This is a genomic window from Pseudoalteromonas 'SMAR', assembly GCF_048515945.1.
In the GTDB taxonomy this organism is placed as follows: domain Bacteria; phylum Pseudomonadota; class Gammaproteobacteria; order Enterobacterales; family Alteromonadaceae; genus Pseudoalteromonas.
In genome coordinates this window covers 1-16,362 of record NZ_JBLWMW010000009.1, presented here as the reverse complement: position 1 = coordinate 16,362, position 16,362 = coordinate 1, and the positions used below count along the sequence as shown (strand labels likewise).

11 protein-coding genes are annotated in these 16,362 nt (G+C 45.6%); 1 reads left to right on the top strand and 10 read right to left on the bottom strand.

Features of this window, described 5'->3' with window-relative positions; genetic code table 11:
• Window positions 1-50 precede the first annotated feature (50 nt).
• The 4 genes from yghU to ACNKW2_RS05800 form a co-directional block, all read right to left on the bottom strand.
• Window positions 51-926, bottom strand: coding sequence for a glutathione-dependent disulfide-bond oxidoreductase (gene yghU / locus ACNKW2_RS05815; RefSeq protein WP_419147709.1), 876 nt, complete (start codon window positions 924-926; stop codon window positions 51-53).
• A gap of 109 nt (window positions 927-1,035) precedes the next feature.
• The gene (locus ACNKW2_RS05810; protein ID WP_419147708.1) at window positions 1,036-2,220 is read right to left on the bottom strand and encodes a type III PLP-dependent enzyme; all 1,185 of its coding nucleotides are present in this window, start codon (window positions 2,218-2,220) and stop codon (window positions 1,036-1,038) included.
• A 253-nt stretch (window positions 2,221-2,473) separates the two neighbouring features.
• Window positions 2,474-4,312 carry a S8 family serine peptidase gene (locus ACNKW2_RS05805; protein ID WP_419147707.1) on the bottom strand — a complete coding sequence of 613 codons (1,839 nt, stop codon included), beginning with the start codon at window positions 4,310-4,312 and terminating at the stop codon, window positions 2,474-2,476.
• Between the two features lie 213 nt (window positions 4,313-4,525).
• Window positions 4,526-5,704, bottom strand: coding sequence for a multidrug effflux MFS transporter (locus ACNKW2_RS05800; protein WP_419147706.1), 1,179 nt, complete (start codon window positions 5,702-5,704; stop codon window positions 4,526-4,528).
• Between the two features lie 154 nt (window positions 5,705-5,858).
• Here ACNKW2_RS05800 and ACNKW2_RS05795 point away from each other — a divergent pair, with 154 nt between their 5' ends.
• Window positions 5,859-6,332 carry a hotdog fold domain-containing protein gene (locus ACNKW2_RS05795; protein ID WP_419147705.1) on the top strand — a complete coding sequence of 158 codons (474 nt, stop codon included), beginning with the start codon at window positions 5,859-5,861 and terminating at the stop codon, window positions 6,330-6,332.
• An 11-nt stretch (window positions 6,333-6,343) separates the two neighbouring features.
• Here ACNKW2_RS05795 and ACNKW2_RS05790 read toward each other — a convergent pair whose 3' ends face one another.
• From ACNKW2_RS05790 to ACNKW2_RS05765, 6 genes are all read right to left on the bottom strand, one after another.
• Window positions 6,344-6,724 carry a bactofilin family protein gene (locus ACNKW2_RS05790; protein WP_419147704.1) on the bottom strand — a complete coding sequence of 127 codons (381 nt, stop codon included), beginning with the start codon at window positions 6,722-6,724 and terminating at the stop codon, window positions 6,344-6,346.
• 35 nt (window positions 6,725-6,759) lie between these two features.
• Window positions 6,760-7,818 (bottom strand): M23 family metallopeptidase, encoded by a 1,059-nt coding sequence (locus ACNKW2_RS05785; protein ID WP_419147703.1) that lies wholly within the window; start codon window positions 7,816-7,818, stop codon window positions 6,760-6,762.
• Between the two features lie 284 nt (window positions 7,819-8,102).
• Window positions 8,103-9,416 (bottom strand): fumarylacetoacetase, encoded by a 1,314-nt coding sequence (gene fahA, locus ACNKW2_RS05780; protein ID WP_419147702.1) that lies wholly within the window; start codon window positions 9,414-9,416, stop codon window positions 8,103-8,105.
• Between the two features lie 183 nt (window positions 9,417-9,599).
• Entirely contained in the window at window positions 9,600-10,646 is a 1,047-nt protein-coding gene (gene hppD, locus ACNKW2_RS05775; RefSeq protein ID WP_419147701.1) for a 4-hydroxyphenylpyruvate dioxygenase, read from the bottom strand.
• 420 nt (window positions 10,647-11,066) lie between these two features.
• Entirely contained in the window at window positions 11,067-12,503 is a 1,437-nt protein-coding gene (locus tag ACNKW2_RS05770) for a peptide MFS transporter (RefSeq protein WP_419147700.1), read from the bottom strand.
• A 491-nt stretch (window positions 12,504-12,994) separates the two neighbouring features.
• Window positions 12,995-15,913, bottom strand: a complete 2,919-nt coding sequence (locus ACNKW2_RS05765) for an ATP-binding protein (protein ID WP_419147699.1) — start codon at window positions 15,911-15,913, stop codon at window positions 12,995-12,997.
• Window positions 15,914-16,362 lie beyond the last annotated feature (449 nt).

The following is a 16,362-nucleotide window of genomic DNA, read 5'->3' as shown; positions in this document are numbered from 1 at the left end:
GTAAGAAGGGTTGTGTAGAGAAAGCGCCGCAGGGCAGCGGCGCTGGATGATTAGTCAGAGTTTAGTTTATCTTGTGTTTTGCTATCAAAATCACTGGCATCATGTCGCTCGTGGAGCTGTTCATGGGGCTCTCCCCAAGTTCGGTTCACCATCTTGCCACGCTTTACAGCCGGGCGCGCAGCAATTTCGGCTGCCCAGCGGATGACATGCTCATAGCCATTGACGTCGAGAAACTCTGCGGCATCATACAGATGCCCCTGCGCCAGCACGCCATACCAAGGCCAAATGGCCATATCGGCAATGGTATACTCATCGCCACAAATGTACTGATTATTAGCCAGATGTTGGTTAAGCATATCGAGTTGCCGCTTTACTTCCATGGTGTAACGATTAATTGGGTACTCGAAATACTCTGGTGCATAGGCATAAAAATGACCGAAGCCACCGCCAAGCAAGGGGGCGGCGCCCATTTGCCAAAAGAGCCAGTTTAAACATTCGGTGCGTTTCGCCGAGTCTTGCGGAATAAAAGCATTAAACTTCTCCGCGAGGTACAGCAAGATAGAGCCTGACTCGAACACTTTGGTCGGTGTTTCTGTACTGGTATCGAGTAAGGCGGGGATTTTGGAGTTAGGGTTTAGTGCAACAAAACCAGAACTAAATTGCTCTCCAGCCATAATATCGATGAGAAAGGCATCGTATTCGGCGCCACTGTGGCCAGCAGCAAGCAGTTCTTCTAATAATATGGTGACCTTAACACCATTGGGTGTGGCTAGGGAGTATAATTGCAGAGGGTGTTTACCTTGAGGGAGTGACTGTTGATATCTGGAACCTGCCGTGGGGCGGTTTATGCTAGCAAACTTATTGCCATCATCTGTTTGCCATGCGTGTTGCCATACTTTGGGTGGGGTATAACCCGATGTACTCATGTAAGACTCCTTCTGTCACAAAACTATTCATTAGTATAGACACTCGAAGTGAAAAGAAAATGAACAGTAGGTAAAAATCCTATCTGTTCATCTTATTATTGACTTCGCTTTAAGCCATCACTACGTTCGCTAATGCCGCTTCGTTCATTACGATTACTTCGGCACGTTTAAAAAAGTTAAAATCAGTAGCCGTAGCACTGGTGTAAGCCCCCATCATTGCGGTGACAACTATGTCACCATTATCTAACTGTGGTAAGGCTATATTCTCACTAATTACATCAATACTGTCACAAGTAGGCCCTGCTAACACACTGGGGTATAGCTCAGCACTTTGTTTTAGCGTTCGAATAGGGTACGGCGCTGCATCAAACATCAAACCACTGAAGGAACCATAAATACCGTCATCAAGATAATACCAAGTGTGCTCACCTCTTTGTGCTTGCCCCATGACAGAGGCCACACTTAACATGGCATTGGCTACGATAAAGCGTCCCGGTTCGGCAATAACCTGAACTGTTTGTGGCAGGCCTGCTAGAGCAGCATTAATTGGCTTGCAAAAATCAATAATATCAATTTTTTCATCTGCATAGCTAACAGGGAAACCACCACCAATATCCAATGTACTTAATGCCGGCAAGCCGAGCTTGACGGTTTGCTGCATAATCTCATTACAGCTATTTATGGCTGCAACATACTTACTTGCACTTTTGGTTTGCGAGCCAACATGAAACGATAACCCTTTAATGTGGATCTGCCAGGCTTTTGCTTGGGTCATCAGTGCAATGGCTTGTTGTGGGGTACAACCAAATTTTTTCGATAAATCGGCATAGGCATCGCTGTTACGAAAGCTTAGTCTGATCAAAAGCTCCACTTGGCCATGATAAGGGCGAAACTTTTCTAGTTCGTTAATATTGTCCACCACAAACACGTTGCAACCATAAGCGAGGGCATCACGAATATCGCTATCTCGCTTAATAGGGTGGGTGTGTATGGTACGCTCAGCTGGCACGCCAACAGAACGTACTAACTCGATTTCACCGCTGGTGGCAAGATCAAAATGTGCGCCTTCTGCCAATAAGGTTCTCACTACTGCAGGGTGCGGCAGCGGCTTTAACGCAAAATGATGCACCACGCTTGGCAACGCCTGGCATAACAGCTGGTACTGTTGACGCACTGATTGACAGTCGAGCAGTAATAGCGGCGAACCAAATTGCTGTACTAGATTGGTTATTAAGGTTTCATCTACCGCAAACGGCAAGTGAACGGGTCCAAGGGGTAACGCTGGTTGTGCCATAGAGCCTCCAAATGGGAATGAGCGTCATCAAGCGTGCCAAATTCATTACGGCACAGTTAAAGTCACTCTTGGATAGTTGCTCTATCGCCTTGCCACCCATTAGGGTGATGTACTCGGATTGGCTATCAGCAAGAAGCGCTGCAATAGTAGTGGTGAAGATTTCTGGATGCAATAAAAATAAGCACGAAAAAATTTGCTCAATACGATAAAAAATGCCGATCAAAGTGACCGGCATTTTGCAATCGGTTGGAGGTTAGAACACCACCGTTTGTGTCGTTGAACAAGTGTCTGTGCTGCCTTGTTCACAAACTTGGTAGCCGTATGAGCCGCCGCCTTTGGTATTGATAGTGTCTGTGTAACTATTATCATTGCTGGTTGTTACAATTTTACTACCATTGCGATAAATATCGACTTGTGAAGTACCAGCGCCTGACCAGTTCAGATCGGCATACTTAGTGCCTTTTTGCTTATAGCCAGATGCCGTTAGGTCGATTGCTGCAGGGTTATCACCACCGCCAGAACCATCGCCGCCACCGGCACAGTCATTAGCTGTTAAGTAGGCGCTAGCATCTGCAGCCTTAACAATACCGTAGCCAAAGTAGTTATCTTTGCCTGCAGCACCGGCATCTTCTGCTGTTGCCTTAAGCGCGCTACGGATCTCTTCACCAGTACAGCTTGGGTGATTTGACCAAACCAGTGCTGCAAGACCTGCAACCGCTGGAGTTGCCATGGATGTACCGCTCATGAAGCCATAATCACTAGTACCAATACTAATGCTCGCCGTTGTTGCTGCCATTAGTGCTGAGCGATCTTCGTATGCGGCACCAACCGCTGGAATAGTCGTAGTGTTAGTGTCACCTAGCGTGCCGTATAGCATGCCTGGCTCATTATTCACAATAACCGCACCAATGCCGCCTGACGCTTCGCAGTTTGCCACTTTGTCATGGAATGAGATATTGCCACGGTCAATTAAGCAGACTTTACCGCTTGCTGCGCTGTCTGTGGCTTCCGCTGTGCTCATAAAGTAGAAGTCACCGGTTGCAGATCCGCTGTTTTCCATTGCTGAGCTTGCGTAGGCACTGCCATCTGCAGTCATGTTGGCAGAAGTAGCCATATCTGCAGGGTAAGTTGAAAGGGTATCAACACCGCCTGCGGTTACTTCGACACAGATGTGCTCGTCATTAGTGGCTTTTTTGCCACGGCCAGAAGTACAGCTTGGGAACTGTGAGAAGTCTGCAATGTTGTTATCCGCATCGTTTGCACCAATCATCATTACTGATGGGTAACCAGCTGGGTATGAACGTACGTCGTTGCCATCATTACCTGCTGCTGCAACCACTAAACCACCGGCATTGCTGAAGTTTTCAAACGCATTTGATTCAGTGCTGTTTGAACCACCGCCACCAAGGCTCATGTTGATGATGTTAGCACCTGCTTGTGAACACAGGTTTGCTGCATGAGCCAGATCAGATGAATAACCCCAGCCTTCTGCGTTGAATACTTTAATGATGTGCATTGGTACACCTGGTGCCATACCTACTACACCTAGGCCATTGTTTGCCGCACCTATGGTACCTGCTACGTGAGTACCGTGAGGGCCGCCGTGCTCGTACCAGTTGCCAGTGCCACTGTCATTGTCACCAGTGATATTGCCCCAGATAAAATCAGGGTTAGATTGATCAAGACCAGAATCAATAACGCACACTTTCATGCCAGCGTTAGCATCAAAAGTGAGTTGATCTGCTTGTGATTGGTATACCGCATAAGGAGTGATCTGCTGTTGCATTGGATCACCAGCATCATCATTATAAATGCCTAGCGGGTAACGCTTTTGGTCAGCTTCAATCAGTTTGATATGTGGGTTGTTTAGAAGTCCTTTAACTTGGCTTAAATCCTTTCCTGCAAATGTAGCGGCGAAGAAGCCATTGCCATCAACATGTAGCTCAGCTCCTAGCTTCTTAGCAAGCGCCTTTACAACACCTTTTTTAGAGTTATCGACTTGAATGATGTATCTGTCATCAGATGCGTTTGCCTGTGCCATAGCGCAAGCGCCTGCGATTAGAAGTGCCCCAGTTAACTTGTTTAATTTCATTGTTATTTTCTCATTTACATTGCGTGAATACATTTGTAAATAAAAGGTAACAACCTAGTAACGTTGGTTAGCATATAACCAGTTTCGTGGTCACGTAAAAGGTAAATTATGCGGATTTATGAAATGAATAAGAATATTTAATTGCTTCTATATAATGTATGGTTATGACAGGACGTCTAACCATACATCACAGTTATCAAAATGGGGACTAGATCAGCTGGCGCTATGTAACTGGTGGCGACGTTCACTTGCCAGTAACAACAAAAAGGGTATGACCAGCAATAAATGCAGTGCTAATTGCATTGGTGCAGTTAATCCCAGTGGTTGCGTTAAGGTGGCAAGTACTCCGGCACCACTCATCTGCAGTACCCCAATGAGAGCGGAAGCTGTTCCCGCTTGTTTGGCAAACCCGGATAGCGCTTTACCTGCTGCAGCGCCTAAGGTAAAGGCAAAGCCGATGGAAGCGAGGTACATAGGTAACACAAAATGCATGACCTGAGTTTGCGGTAACATCAGCAGCAACAAGCCACCAAAGCTAAACAGCGATAGGCCAAAAATAAGCGCACGCTGACTATTGCGCTTAATAAAGTGTGGTGCGATAAAGCTTGCAGCAATGCTCACTACCGCATTGCCGGTAAACCAAGTGGTAAAATCCGCAACACTGCCTGACATTTCCTCCATGATCCAACCCGGTGCGGAGATAACAAACACCAGCATGGCGGCCATGCCGAGCATGGTTAAGGCAGCATTAAATACAAACGTAGCGTCATTAAACATGGGCTTAAAGCGCCGCAAATCAAGAATATGACCACTGTAATGGGTGTCACTAGGGCGTGTCTCACGATATAAAACAGCAACCAATAGTAAGCCTAATAAGGCAAACCCAGCCAAGAAACTAAAGTTACTTTGCCATCCAAATTTCACCGTAAGCCAGGCGCCTAAGATGGGGGCCAAGGCTGGAATAAAGCAAACAATACCATTGAGGTAGGTGATCATTTGCCCCGCGCCTTTATGGCCAAAGCTATCTCGAACAATAGCAAAGGCACAGACAAAGGTGGCACAGGCCCCAAAGCCTTGTAACACTCGTGCGGCCATCATGGTCAACCAGGTGGTTGCAAGACTCGCGGTAATGGCGCCGAGAGCAAACAAGCAGATGCCAATTAACACTATGGGTTTGCGACCAAACTTATCAGCTAACGGTCCTGCAATCAGTTGCCCTAAGCCCACCGCCAACATGTAGATGCTTACCGTTTGTTGGATTTGAGCTATGCTGGCATTAAGGCTATTTTCCATTGCCACAAAAGCTGGCAAGTAGAGATCGATACCCAGGGGGCAAAAAATAATAAGCAGTGCGAGAATAAAAATAAGGGCTTTTGAATTTGACTGTGCCATGACGTCTCCTTTTGCCGGCTATTGTATTGCGAGAAAATAGAAAAGACAGGACAAAGCGCCGATTTGACAAAATTTTTCTATGGTCGTCAGGACGCCAGTTGATTAACTGGTCAGATGTGTTAATTTTAACAAAATTGGATTGGAATAATATGTTATGGCATCTGCGATAGTAAAAACCTATAAACGTTTAAACTGGTTACCGTTTGGTAAATGGCTATTCAGTAAGGCCGTATGCCGAAAAGCACCTTATTTTGGCACCATCAAGCCTAAAATTACGCAACTTCAGCCAGGGCTGTGTAAAGCAACCATGCCTAATCGCAAAGCGGTGCACAACCACATCGGTACGGTACACGCCATTGCTATGTGTAACTTGGCTGAGTTAGTTGGTGGAGTCATGACGGATGCCACAATTGATCATAAAAGCCATCGCTGGATCCCCAAAGGGATGACGGTGCAGTATCTCGCCAAGGCGGAAACGGATTTAGAAGCCGTTGCGCAAATCGACTACCCGCGCACATGGCAAGACAAAGAAGATTTAATTGTTCCAGTGGAGGTATTTAATAGCTCTGGAGAAAAAGTCTTTCACGCTGATATTAATATGTATATCAGCGCCAAGCAGAAAAAGTAGTTATCGAGCGGCTATTGTTTGTCTGAGCTGGCGATGGCCGTGACATTACTTTTTTCATGAATATGGGTTAACTTGCCATCGATATGGGCGCCGGCAGCAATGGTTAGGGTTTCATGTTCAATATTGCCATAGACCTTAGCGCTGGGCTGTAATGTGACTTCTTTAGCATGAATATCGCCCTCAATCTTGCCTAAGATAATTAAGGTGTCGGCGTTAATGTTGCCCTTTACCACGCCTTTTTCACCAATGGTTAATTGGTGCACTTCTAAATTACCATTAACGCAGCCATCGAGTTGCAGTTCAGCGTCACAGGTAACATCCCCTGTAATAGTGGTGCTGTTGGCAATAATTGCAGGTACATCTGACTGCGTACTTTTAAAAGAGTTAAACAAAGTTACCTCGATATCACGGCATCCAATTTGAAAGCTTACTGATTGAATGCGCGGGTGATTTTAATTGGGTTTAGGTGTTTTTTACCTTGAATTACTTCATAGTGCAAGTGTGTCGCTGTACTTCTTCCCGTGCTGCCCATAAGAGCAATCACGTCGCCTTTATCGACCGTTTGTCCTTTTTTGACTTTCAAGGTATGAAGGTGACCATAGCGAGTTTTAATATTATTGCCATGTTTTAGCTCGATAAAGTTACCGTAACCGCCATTTCTTCCGGCTCGGACAACCTCACCAGCAGCAGGGGCGATGATTTCGGTTTTTACCCAACCTGCCATATCAATGCCCTTGTGATAAGCACGGCGGCCAGTTATGGGGTCTTTACGGTAGCCATACAAACTGGAAACGTAATATTTATCTTGAACCACTGGTAGGCTACTAGGCAGCTGGTTAACCAAAGCACTTAATTGCGCGTAGGTGGACTGCTGATCGATAGCAGTGATGAAGCTATCATCCACCAAGTTTAGTTCTGCTTGATGATAGGGGCCGCCTTGGGCAACTTGCTTTGGTTCTGAAAGCTCAACACCAGCCTCCTCCGCTGCTTGCTCTATGGCGGTGATGTCTTCAGCAAGTTTACTACTAATCGCTTCACTGGCGCTTTGCTGTTGTTGTAACAACGTTTCCGCGGCAGGGCTAAAGTCGACGTTCTGCGTTACAGCGAGGGTCTCGGTGTTGCTATTGGTTATTAAGGTTGGCTCATCGCCTGTGTCTAATAACGACGCTAATACTTGGTGCTGTTGAGCAAGCTTTTGCAAAGCGGTGTGCTGCTCTAGAAGTTGCTGCTCTAGCTGCTGTTTTTCAGCTTGCCATTTCGCTTCGCGTGTTGCTTGAGTTTGCTGCTGTGATGCCAGTAGTTGATTATTTTTGTAGAGCGCAACCGTGTTATTGAGCAACCAGATTGCCAATAGCAGCAATACCATTAAGGTACACGCTTGCAGCCATGCTGGTAAGCGTAATACTTTCATCTCAGCATCTTGGCGGATAATGAGTTGGGTAGGCTTAAACAGCTTGTTATATAGGCGCTTTAGTACTCGCAACATGAAACCTCAAAATTATAGTAGCGTTATACCAACCCGCATTAATACTTACTCAATTTGAGGGAGCAAATTCGACGCTAACTGCGTTAAAAATTTCTTATTTAGAACAACTAAATAGCAAAATTTTCGCCTTGTTATCGACAGAATTTTCTTGCCTCAAATAGACCACTTAATTAAGCGAATTGGTATGACACTTTAACAATTTTTATGCAAAATTCTAGTTTTACCAACAAAAAAAGGGCATGGAATAACCATGCCCTTGATTTAAAAGTAAATAAAATGTGCGATTATTTCGCTGGTAGAATCGTGCCTTCTACCGAGCCAAAACCGATACGATTAAAGCCGTCGGCTTCACACCAGCCGCGCATAATCACTTTATCGCCATCTTCTAAGAACTTACGCTCTTCGCTATTGTCTAGAGTGATGCTTTGTTTACCACCACGTGACAGTTCCAGTAATGAGCCTGCCTCTTCATGCTCTGGACCAGACTGAGTACCTGAACCCAGCATATCGCCTGGCATAAAGTTACAACCATTGACGGTGTGGTGAGTCACCATCTGCGCCACGGTCCAATAGCTGTGCTTAAAGCTTGATTCAGAAAGCTTGCTGGGCTTCGCGTTTTCGCTGCGCATTTTTTCTGTTTCTAGCAATACGTCCATACGAATATCAATGGCACCAGACTCACGGTTTTCACTCGACTCTAAGTAGTCCAGTGGTTGTGGGTCGTTCTCATCACGGTGCCAAGTAGTACGGTAAGGAGCTAGTGCTTCTGTGGTAACAATCCAAGGTGATACCGTAGAGGCAAAGTTTTTCGCCAGGAATGGCCCTAGAGGCTGGTATTCCCAAGCTTGTAAGTCTCGAGCTGACCAGTCGTTAAACAAACAGAAACCAAACACATGGTCCTCAGCATTTTTAATCGCGATTGAGTCGCCAAGCTCGTTGCCTTTACCAAGGTAAATACCCAGCTCTAATTCATAGTCAAGGCGCTTACACGGACCAAACGAAGGAGTGTCGGCGTCTGGCGCTTTGGTTTGGCCTTTAGGACGAGGGAACGTTTGACCAGAAACGTCAATAGATGACGCACGGCCGTGGTAACCAATGGGTACCCACTTGTAGTTCGGTAATAAAGGATTATCTGGGCGGAACAAGCTACCTACAGCCGTTGCGTGGTAGATTGAAGTATAGAAGTCAGTGTAGTCGCCGATGTGGCAAGGCAGTGAGTATTCCACTTCGTCTTGTGCCACGAGCGCGCCTTCTAACGCCGCTTGATGTTCAGAGCCCTCACGCAACGCACGAGAAAGTGCTAAACGCAGTGCCGACCAGTAGTTTTGGCCCATGCCCATAAACTCATTTAAAGCGGGTGCATTTGCTGCTTCGACGGCGGCCTGTGCTTCACCTGAAAAAAGCTTGGCTGCGGCAACCGCGCCAAGGTCTAGTACCTGATCGCCAATCGCCACGCCACCGCGAAATTCTTCATTGCTGTTCTTACGGCGGAATACGGCAAACGGTAAGTTCTGAATAGGGAAATCGGTGCCAGCTTGATTGGCGCTAGACACCCAGCTTTTCAATTGAATGTCGTGAGTTTCGTTAATATGAGACATTACTTTTCCTTTAATTTGGGCTTTGCACTTGAGTTATGGCCGAAACGCGCAAACTCAAGCCTGAATGCAAAATAATATCAATTCGCCTCAATAAGGCTAAATGATCCTAGGTGGTTTATGGTGTTTCGGTAAACCACAAAAAGCAGCTAAGGTTAGCTGCTTTTTTTATTGCATCAATGTGGTTTAGATTACGCCGCGGCGCTCTTGATCGCGCTCGATTGACTCAAACAGGGCTTGGAAGTTACCTTCACCGAAGCCACCGTCATCAACACGTTGGATCATCTCAATAAAGATAGGACCGAATAGGTTCTTAGTGAAGATCTGCAGTAGGTAGCAGTTTTCACTTTGGCTATCTACTAAGATTTGGTGCTCTTTGATCTTATCTTTGTCTTCTTTAACCCAAGGTACACGGTCAAAAATAGTGTCGTAGTAATGGTCAACAATATCTAAAGTGGCAATTGTGCTCTTGTCTAGCTTGTCGAGTGAGCCCACTAGGTCGTCTGTTAAGAACGCTAAGTGCTGCACACCAGGACCATTGTACTCGTCAAGGTACTCATCGATTTGGTTGTTGTTATCGTCTTTACCTTCGTTAATTGGAATAGAGAAGGTACCGCAAGGCGATTTCAATGCGTAAGACAGTAGCGCTGTTTTTTGACCTTTAATGTCAAAGTAGCGCACTTCGGTAAAGCCAAACACGTCTTTATAGAAGTTGGCCCAAGTTTCCATGGTGCCTTTGTAGACGTTATTGGTTAGGTGGTCGATGCACTTAAAGCCTTTGCTTTCAACGATTCTTGGCTCGTCTAGGTCAACAAAGTCTTGCTCATAAATAGAGCCTTTGTCGCCAAAGTTCTCGATGAAGTAAATTAGGCTGTCGCCAATGCCGTAGATAGCCGGGTAGGGTAAATCTTTGTGTGCCGAGTCTGTAGCAGGCTTCGCACCACGTTCAACCGCTGTTTCGAATGCTTTTTTGGCATCCTTTACACGCCAGCCCATTGAGCAGATTGCAGGACCGTGGCTTTTTGCGAACTCTGCAGAGAAGCCTTCACGCTCATTGTTCATTAAGAAGTGGATGTCGTTCTGATTGTAGTAAACGATGTCTTTGTCTTTAAACTTCTTTAGTTTTGAGAAGCCAAAGTCAGTGAACACTTTATCCATGTAATCTGCGTCTGGTGTCGCGTATTCGGTAAACTCGATGCCTTCAAGGCCAAGTGGATTATTTACTTCACTCATTGTAATACTCCCGCAATTAAGCACTGGGTGACTGTTTTTAATTTGTGCCATGGATGATTAATCAAAACAGCACAAAGGGGAAGATTTGCGCTATAAATAGTGGCTAACAGGAATGTAAATTTAGTTGCACAAAAGTCAGAAAAACTAAGCCCAGTTGACGGCAAGAGCGAGAAATTAATTTTAGCCTAAAAAATGTTTGCTTTTTATCCGGTTTGTTTGACTGTAATTGTGATTAATGATTTTTAAGTTTCTGTTTTTAATGGGTTATATGATTCTTTCTTATTTCGGGGTGGCGAGTCCCTTGAGGATGAGTTTGAAGCTGAAATGGCTTGGAATGGGGTAAGGTTGTATTTAAATCTTTACACTTTAGGGTGGTGAAGGGTGAAAACCACACCGAAAAGGTGTGGTTTTCGACTAAAATTATTGCTTCTCAGCGGTCACTTCTAGCTCTTCTGCCAGGTAATGTTCTTGGGTATGCGGTTCGTGCTGGCCTTCTGCGCCGTGCATCCACTCCACTAACTTATTACTGAGTAGGTACATAAGTCCGGCAGAAAGGAGTGCAACGCCACCTAAACCAATAAAGATGCTCATGGCGTTGTTCATGGCTTCTTGGCCTTCACCAATAAATGATCCCACAAGGCCCGCGAGTTTGTTAGCCACCGCGGTACATAAGAACCAAATCCCCATTAATAAAGAGGCTAAACGCAGTGGAGCTAGCTTGCTCACCATCGACAGGCCAATGGGCGACAGGCATAGCTCGCCAAGGGTATGGAACAGGTAAAATAGCACCAGCCAAATCATGCTGATCTGTAAGGTGTCGCCGCTGTTACCGCCTTCTGTTGCCAACGCTAGCATCATAGTTAAAAAGCCCAGCGCCAAGAACACCAAACCAATAGCAAATTTCACTGGTGAGTTGGGTTCTTTGTTATCAAGGCGCAACCAAATCATGGCCACAAGAGGAGCGAAAATGATGATAAAAAGCGAGTTCAGCGATTGGAACCACGAAGCGGGAATTTCAAAGCCCATAAATACACGGTCGGTGTAGTCATTGGCAAACAGGTTCATAAGGCCGCCGGCCTGCTCGAATCCCATCCAGAAAATAATAGAAAACACACTCATGGTGAAAATGACGCGAATACGGTCTTTTTCTTGTTTGGTTAATGGTGCTTTGGTTTGTGACTCAGACTGTTGCTGAGACAGCTTTGCAGCAGGCACTTTACCAATATCGCCAAGATACTTTTGGCTTAACAATAATTGCATCACGACTGAGATAACCATACCAATGCCCGCGGCAATAAAACCTGCCTGCCAATTGATAACGGCGGCCACGTAGCCGGCGATAAGTGGGCCTAAAGCACCACCTAAGTTAATGCCCATATAGAAAATAGTGAAAGCGCCATCGCGACGTTTGTCACCTTCTTGATACAGGTCACCTACCATAGTAGAAATATTAGGCTTAAATAAACCATTACCAATACAAAGTAGCGCCAGACCTAGATAAAAAACGTTTTCTTCTTGTCCTGCAACTACGCTGTGGGGAATACCCATGATAAAGTGACCGGCGGCCATCAGCACACCACCAATAATAATCGCTTTACGTTGCCCTAAAACATTGTCGGCTAACCAACCACCAAATAGCGGTGTGAGGTATACAGCCATGGTGAAGGTACCATAAAGGCTTAGGGCATCGGCGTTATTCCAGCCAAAGCCGCCGCTTTGCACTTGTGCAACCAAGTACAGCACTAAGATGGCACGCATGCCGTAGTAACCAAAACGCTCCCACATTTCGGTACCAAATAATAAGAAGAGCCCTTTCGGGTGACCCAGAAATTCTCCAGCCTTCGGAACTGAATTCATATGTACTTCCTAATCTAATCAAACTGTTGTATCTGGCCATGTTAATTGTGAGCAATCTATATTGAGTAGTGAGCAGCAAGTGCACATGCGCAATAAGCACAATCACTTTTCATTACAGATTGATGGGGTAAGCGCTAAGTTTTGGTTTTTTAACTATATTAAACTATAAAAATAAACCGCAACCACACACCTAAAACCCAGTTGTACTTTTTTTGAACGGGAGGCCAGTACCTATTACTATTAGCTTTTGTCGTTTGTAACGACTTACTAATTTAAAAAGCGCGTAAGTATACTCAGCTGGTGTTGCTAGTGGAAGAGCTGGGCGGCAGAAATAGTCTATATTGCGTTCAGTGGTTCAGGCCCAGATCAGATAGAAATTTGCATGGCAACATTATTGACAACCATTGGGAGAAGCGGTGATTTTGGGGGGGAGTAATTAGGAGGCGCAAACACAGCCCTAGAAAGGTTAGGGCTGTGCGTGGGAGCGGGTTTTACGCGTCTTGGCTTAAAAACGCTTGAATAAACTCTGTGGCTGCTAAAAAGTCTTGCTCCAGTTTGTCGCGCATTTGAATGAGCTGATCTGTTGTTAGGGTGTTTTCTTTACACATAGACTCAAATTCAGCGGCGGTAGCAGCGACTTGTTCAGCTCCTATGGTTTTGGATATCGATTTCAGCTGGTGGCAGGCTTCGATGATTTCTTCCTGGCTCATGGCAATAATTGCACCGTTAACGTCTCGAGTGAGCTGGCTGCTTTGTTCGAGGTACATTCTAAAGAAGCGGTTACGTTTGGCTTCATCGTAGTTAACGTACTTATCGAGCATATCGAGATTAATAGCCGGCTGCTCGCTCTGCTCTTGTCCCTCTACCTCTTCTGCCGCTGTAGGCTCATCCTCTACCTCAGAAACCACCGTTTGCTCAGCTGGGGTACTTGGTTGTGACGTGGCATTGTCATTATCAGCAGGTTTATCGCTTTGTTCGTCTACTACAGATTTATCACTTTGCTCATCCACTGCGGTGGTTTGCTGCTTTGCCGTAGCGGCTTTTTTAGTGTTACTCTCAGCGTACTTGTTTAGCGCTTTTTCTAAAATATTTAGCTCTACCGGCTTGGTGATGTAGTCATTCATGCCAGCCGCTTCACAGCGCTCTCGCTCACCTTTTAGGGCATTAGCCGTAACGGCAATGACATAAGGCTGATCGTAGTCATCAGACTGCTCGACAAAATCACGAATGTTTTTGACCATATCGTAGCCCGACATTTTAGGCATATGCAGATCGGTTAAGACGATAGGGAAGTGGTCCTGTTTCCAAAGTTGCAATCCTTCTTCGCCATTTTCGGCGACCTCTACACCATAGCCTAGCAAATGCAGCTGATCGGTTAAAACCTGCTGGTTAAGCATATTATCTTCGACCAATAACACCAGCTTATCGCTGGCTCTGGCTTCATCGACACTTAAAAAGTCATTGAGGGTCCGTGATGGTTTGAGCTCTTTTGGCTTATGCAGCCCTGCAGCAACCAACATTGAGGTCATAAAGCTCGACTTACACAGCGGCGATGCGTTGAGGTAGAAGATGCTCTTATGGTTCAGTGCCGCTTCGTCCATCTTGCTTAACACCACCACTTGTTGGTCATGATTCTCTAATGAATACACCAAAGTGCGTAATTGTTCATTGACCTTATCCATGCCATCGAGACCGTCGAGTACCCAGATCAACTTGTCATCATGTTGATGATCAGGTATTTCAGATTCATCAATCACAGCCACTTTAGCGCCCATAAACGACAAGTAGCGAGATAAAATACTCTTGCGGCCGTCATTGTTGGTAAGTAAGGCAACGCTGCGACCATTCAGCTCTTGTTTGTGTACATGGTTAACCCGGCCATCGACGCTAAAGGGCAGCTCGACAATAAACTCACTGCCCATGCCAATGTCTGAGTTCACTTGAATGCTGCCAAGCATTAGTTCGATTAAGCTTTTACAAATCGATAAGCCAAGCCCAGTACCACCAAATTCTCGAGTGATAGACCCTTCAGCCTGAATAAATGGGTTGAAGATTTCGCGCAATTGCGCCTTGGTCATGCCTTTACCATTGTCGGTAACGGTAAACCTTAAGGTGTAATGCTCGGAGGTATTTTGCGCCACTTCAACGGCGATCTTAACATAGCCCTGATGAGACTCGTCGGTGGTGGTAAACTTAATGGCATTACTGCATAGATTATAGAGTACCTGCCTAACACGTACGGTATCGCCCACTAGGTTGCTGGGGATGTCAGGGGCGATAAACAGTTGCAGGTCGAGTTTGCGCTTTTTAGCCACCGACGACAGCACTCGAGCGACTTCCTCGGTGGTTTCGGCAACAGAAAACGGGCTGTTATCAATTTTTAATTTACCCGCTTCAATTTTTGAAAAGTCTAAAATGTCATCAAGAATACCCAGCAATGAGAAGGCGGAATCTCGAATGATGGTACTAAGGCGATGTTGTGCGCCATCTAACTCAGTTTGACGCAGCAGGTCTATAGTGCCAATCACGCCATTCATTGGAGTACGGATCTCATGACTCATGGTGGCTAAGAAGGTGGTTTTAGCGTCACTGGCCCGCTCGGCATTTAATATGGCTTTTTCTAAGGCTATGGTGCGCGCCTGAACTTCGGTTTCTAAACTCTCTTGTAGTTGCTTGAGCTCGTTTTGCGTTGCTTGATCCGACTCGATGGAGGCTTGCACTTGCTGCAATAGGTTATTGATCACTTCGGCTATTTGTGCCAGTCCACCGCTGTAATAAGTAGCGATACTTGCTTTGTAGTTTTTCTCGGCAGTAACTTGTTCAATCTCAGTGATTAATTGCTCAATATGCTGGTTTGGTGCGCTCCCTAGTTTGCGCTGTAGTAAATAGGCCGCTATTAACGCAACAACGATGGCCAAGGCAAAAAAAGCATAGGATATAGAAGCGGAAGTGTCGCTCTGAGGCTTGGCTGGGGCGAGGGTTAATATAAGCTCGCCGACGTTTTGCTCATCTAACACCAGTTGCTGGTGGTGCACTTGCTGTTGTTCTTTATTGTAAGACTCTGTACGCCCAAGTGGCCCTACTGTGATAGAGGCGTCTTTGAAAATAAGGCTATTACTGCCCATTCCGGTGTTTATATAAAGTGCCGCATTAATATCAGGGTTACTGGCGCTGAACGCTTGAATTAGTTGTTTGGCGTCATCAAAGCCAAGTTGTGTTGTGATTCTAGCTAGAGGCGCGGCAAGCTGTTGTGCTTGTTGTGGTAGGTCAATGGTACTGCTACTCGAATCCGCGGGTTCTGATTTGGGAAGCAAATAAGCGCCTACACCACTGAGTAAGCCCACGAGTAACATGGTAATAACTAACAAGAGTAGACGACCATTTACCCCGTTGTTTGCATTCTCTGTCATGCTCTATCCTAAAACACGTTTATATACAATGAAGTTACCGTATCCTATCACCTAGTTTAACTTTTTACCTCTCGTTTTTATAGCTATCGGAAGTAAACCAGCAATAGACCTGTTTAACCTTATATAGTGCAATAATGCTTGGTTGTATTGCCAAGATTCGTTTGCCGCAGGTGGCGAGCTTAATTATAAAGTGCAACAATCGCTATGCCACCACTTGGCTGTCTGCGACTATGGCTTATGTATAGAGGCGGCATTGCGCTGAAAAGAGCAGTAAAGGCTGATTTTTCATCGAAAAAGCGGTATTTTAACCGCTTTGTCTGAAAACTGTGCAAACGATAAAGGTATTTAAAAAAAGGGTTGACTTAGCACCGCAAAACCCGTTTAATACGCCGCACGCCCAGATAGCTCAGTCGGTAGAGCAGAGGATTGAAAATCCTCGTGTCGGTGGT

Coding starts and splice junctions, on each gene's coding strand:
- yghU (WP_419147709.1), bottom strand. CDS start 926: ATGAGTACATCGGGTTATACCCCACCCAAAGTATGGCAACACGCATGG.
- ACNKW2_RS05810 (WP_419147708.1), bottom strand. CDS start 2,220: ATGGCACAACCAGCGTTACCCCTTGGACCCGTTCACTTGCCGTTTGCG.
- ACNKW2_RS05805 (WP_419147707.1), bottom strand. CDS start 4,312: ATGAAATTAAACAAGTTAACTGGGGCACTTCTAATCGCAGGCGCTTGC.
- ACNKW2_RS05800 (WP_419147706.1), bottom strand. CDS start 5,704: ATGGCACAGTCAAATTCAAAAGCCCTTATTTTTATTCTCGCACTGCTT.
- ACNKW2_RS05795 (WP_419147705.1), top strand. CDS start 5,859: ATGGCATCTGCGATAGTAAAAACCTATAAACGTTTAAACTGGTTACCG.
- ACNKW2_RS05785 (WP_419147703.1), bottom strand. CDS start 7,818: ATGTTGCGAGTACTAAAGCGCCTATATAACAAGCTGTTTAAGCCTACC.
- fahA (WP_419147702.1), bottom strand. CDS start 9,416: ATGTCTCATATTAACGAAACTCACGACATTCAATTGAAAAGCTGGGTG.
- hppD (WP_419147701.1), bottom strand. CDS start 10,646: ATGAGTGAAGTAAATAATCCACTTGGCCTTGAAGGCATCGAGTTTACC.
- ACNKW2_RS05770 (WP_419147700.1), bottom strand. CDS start 12,503: ATGAATTCAGTTCCGAAGGCTGGAGAATTTCTGGGTCACCCGAAAGGG.
- ACNKW2_RS05765 (WP_419147699.1), bottom strand. CDS start 15,913: ATGACAGAGAATGCAAACAACGGGGTAAATGGTCGTCTACTCTTGTTA.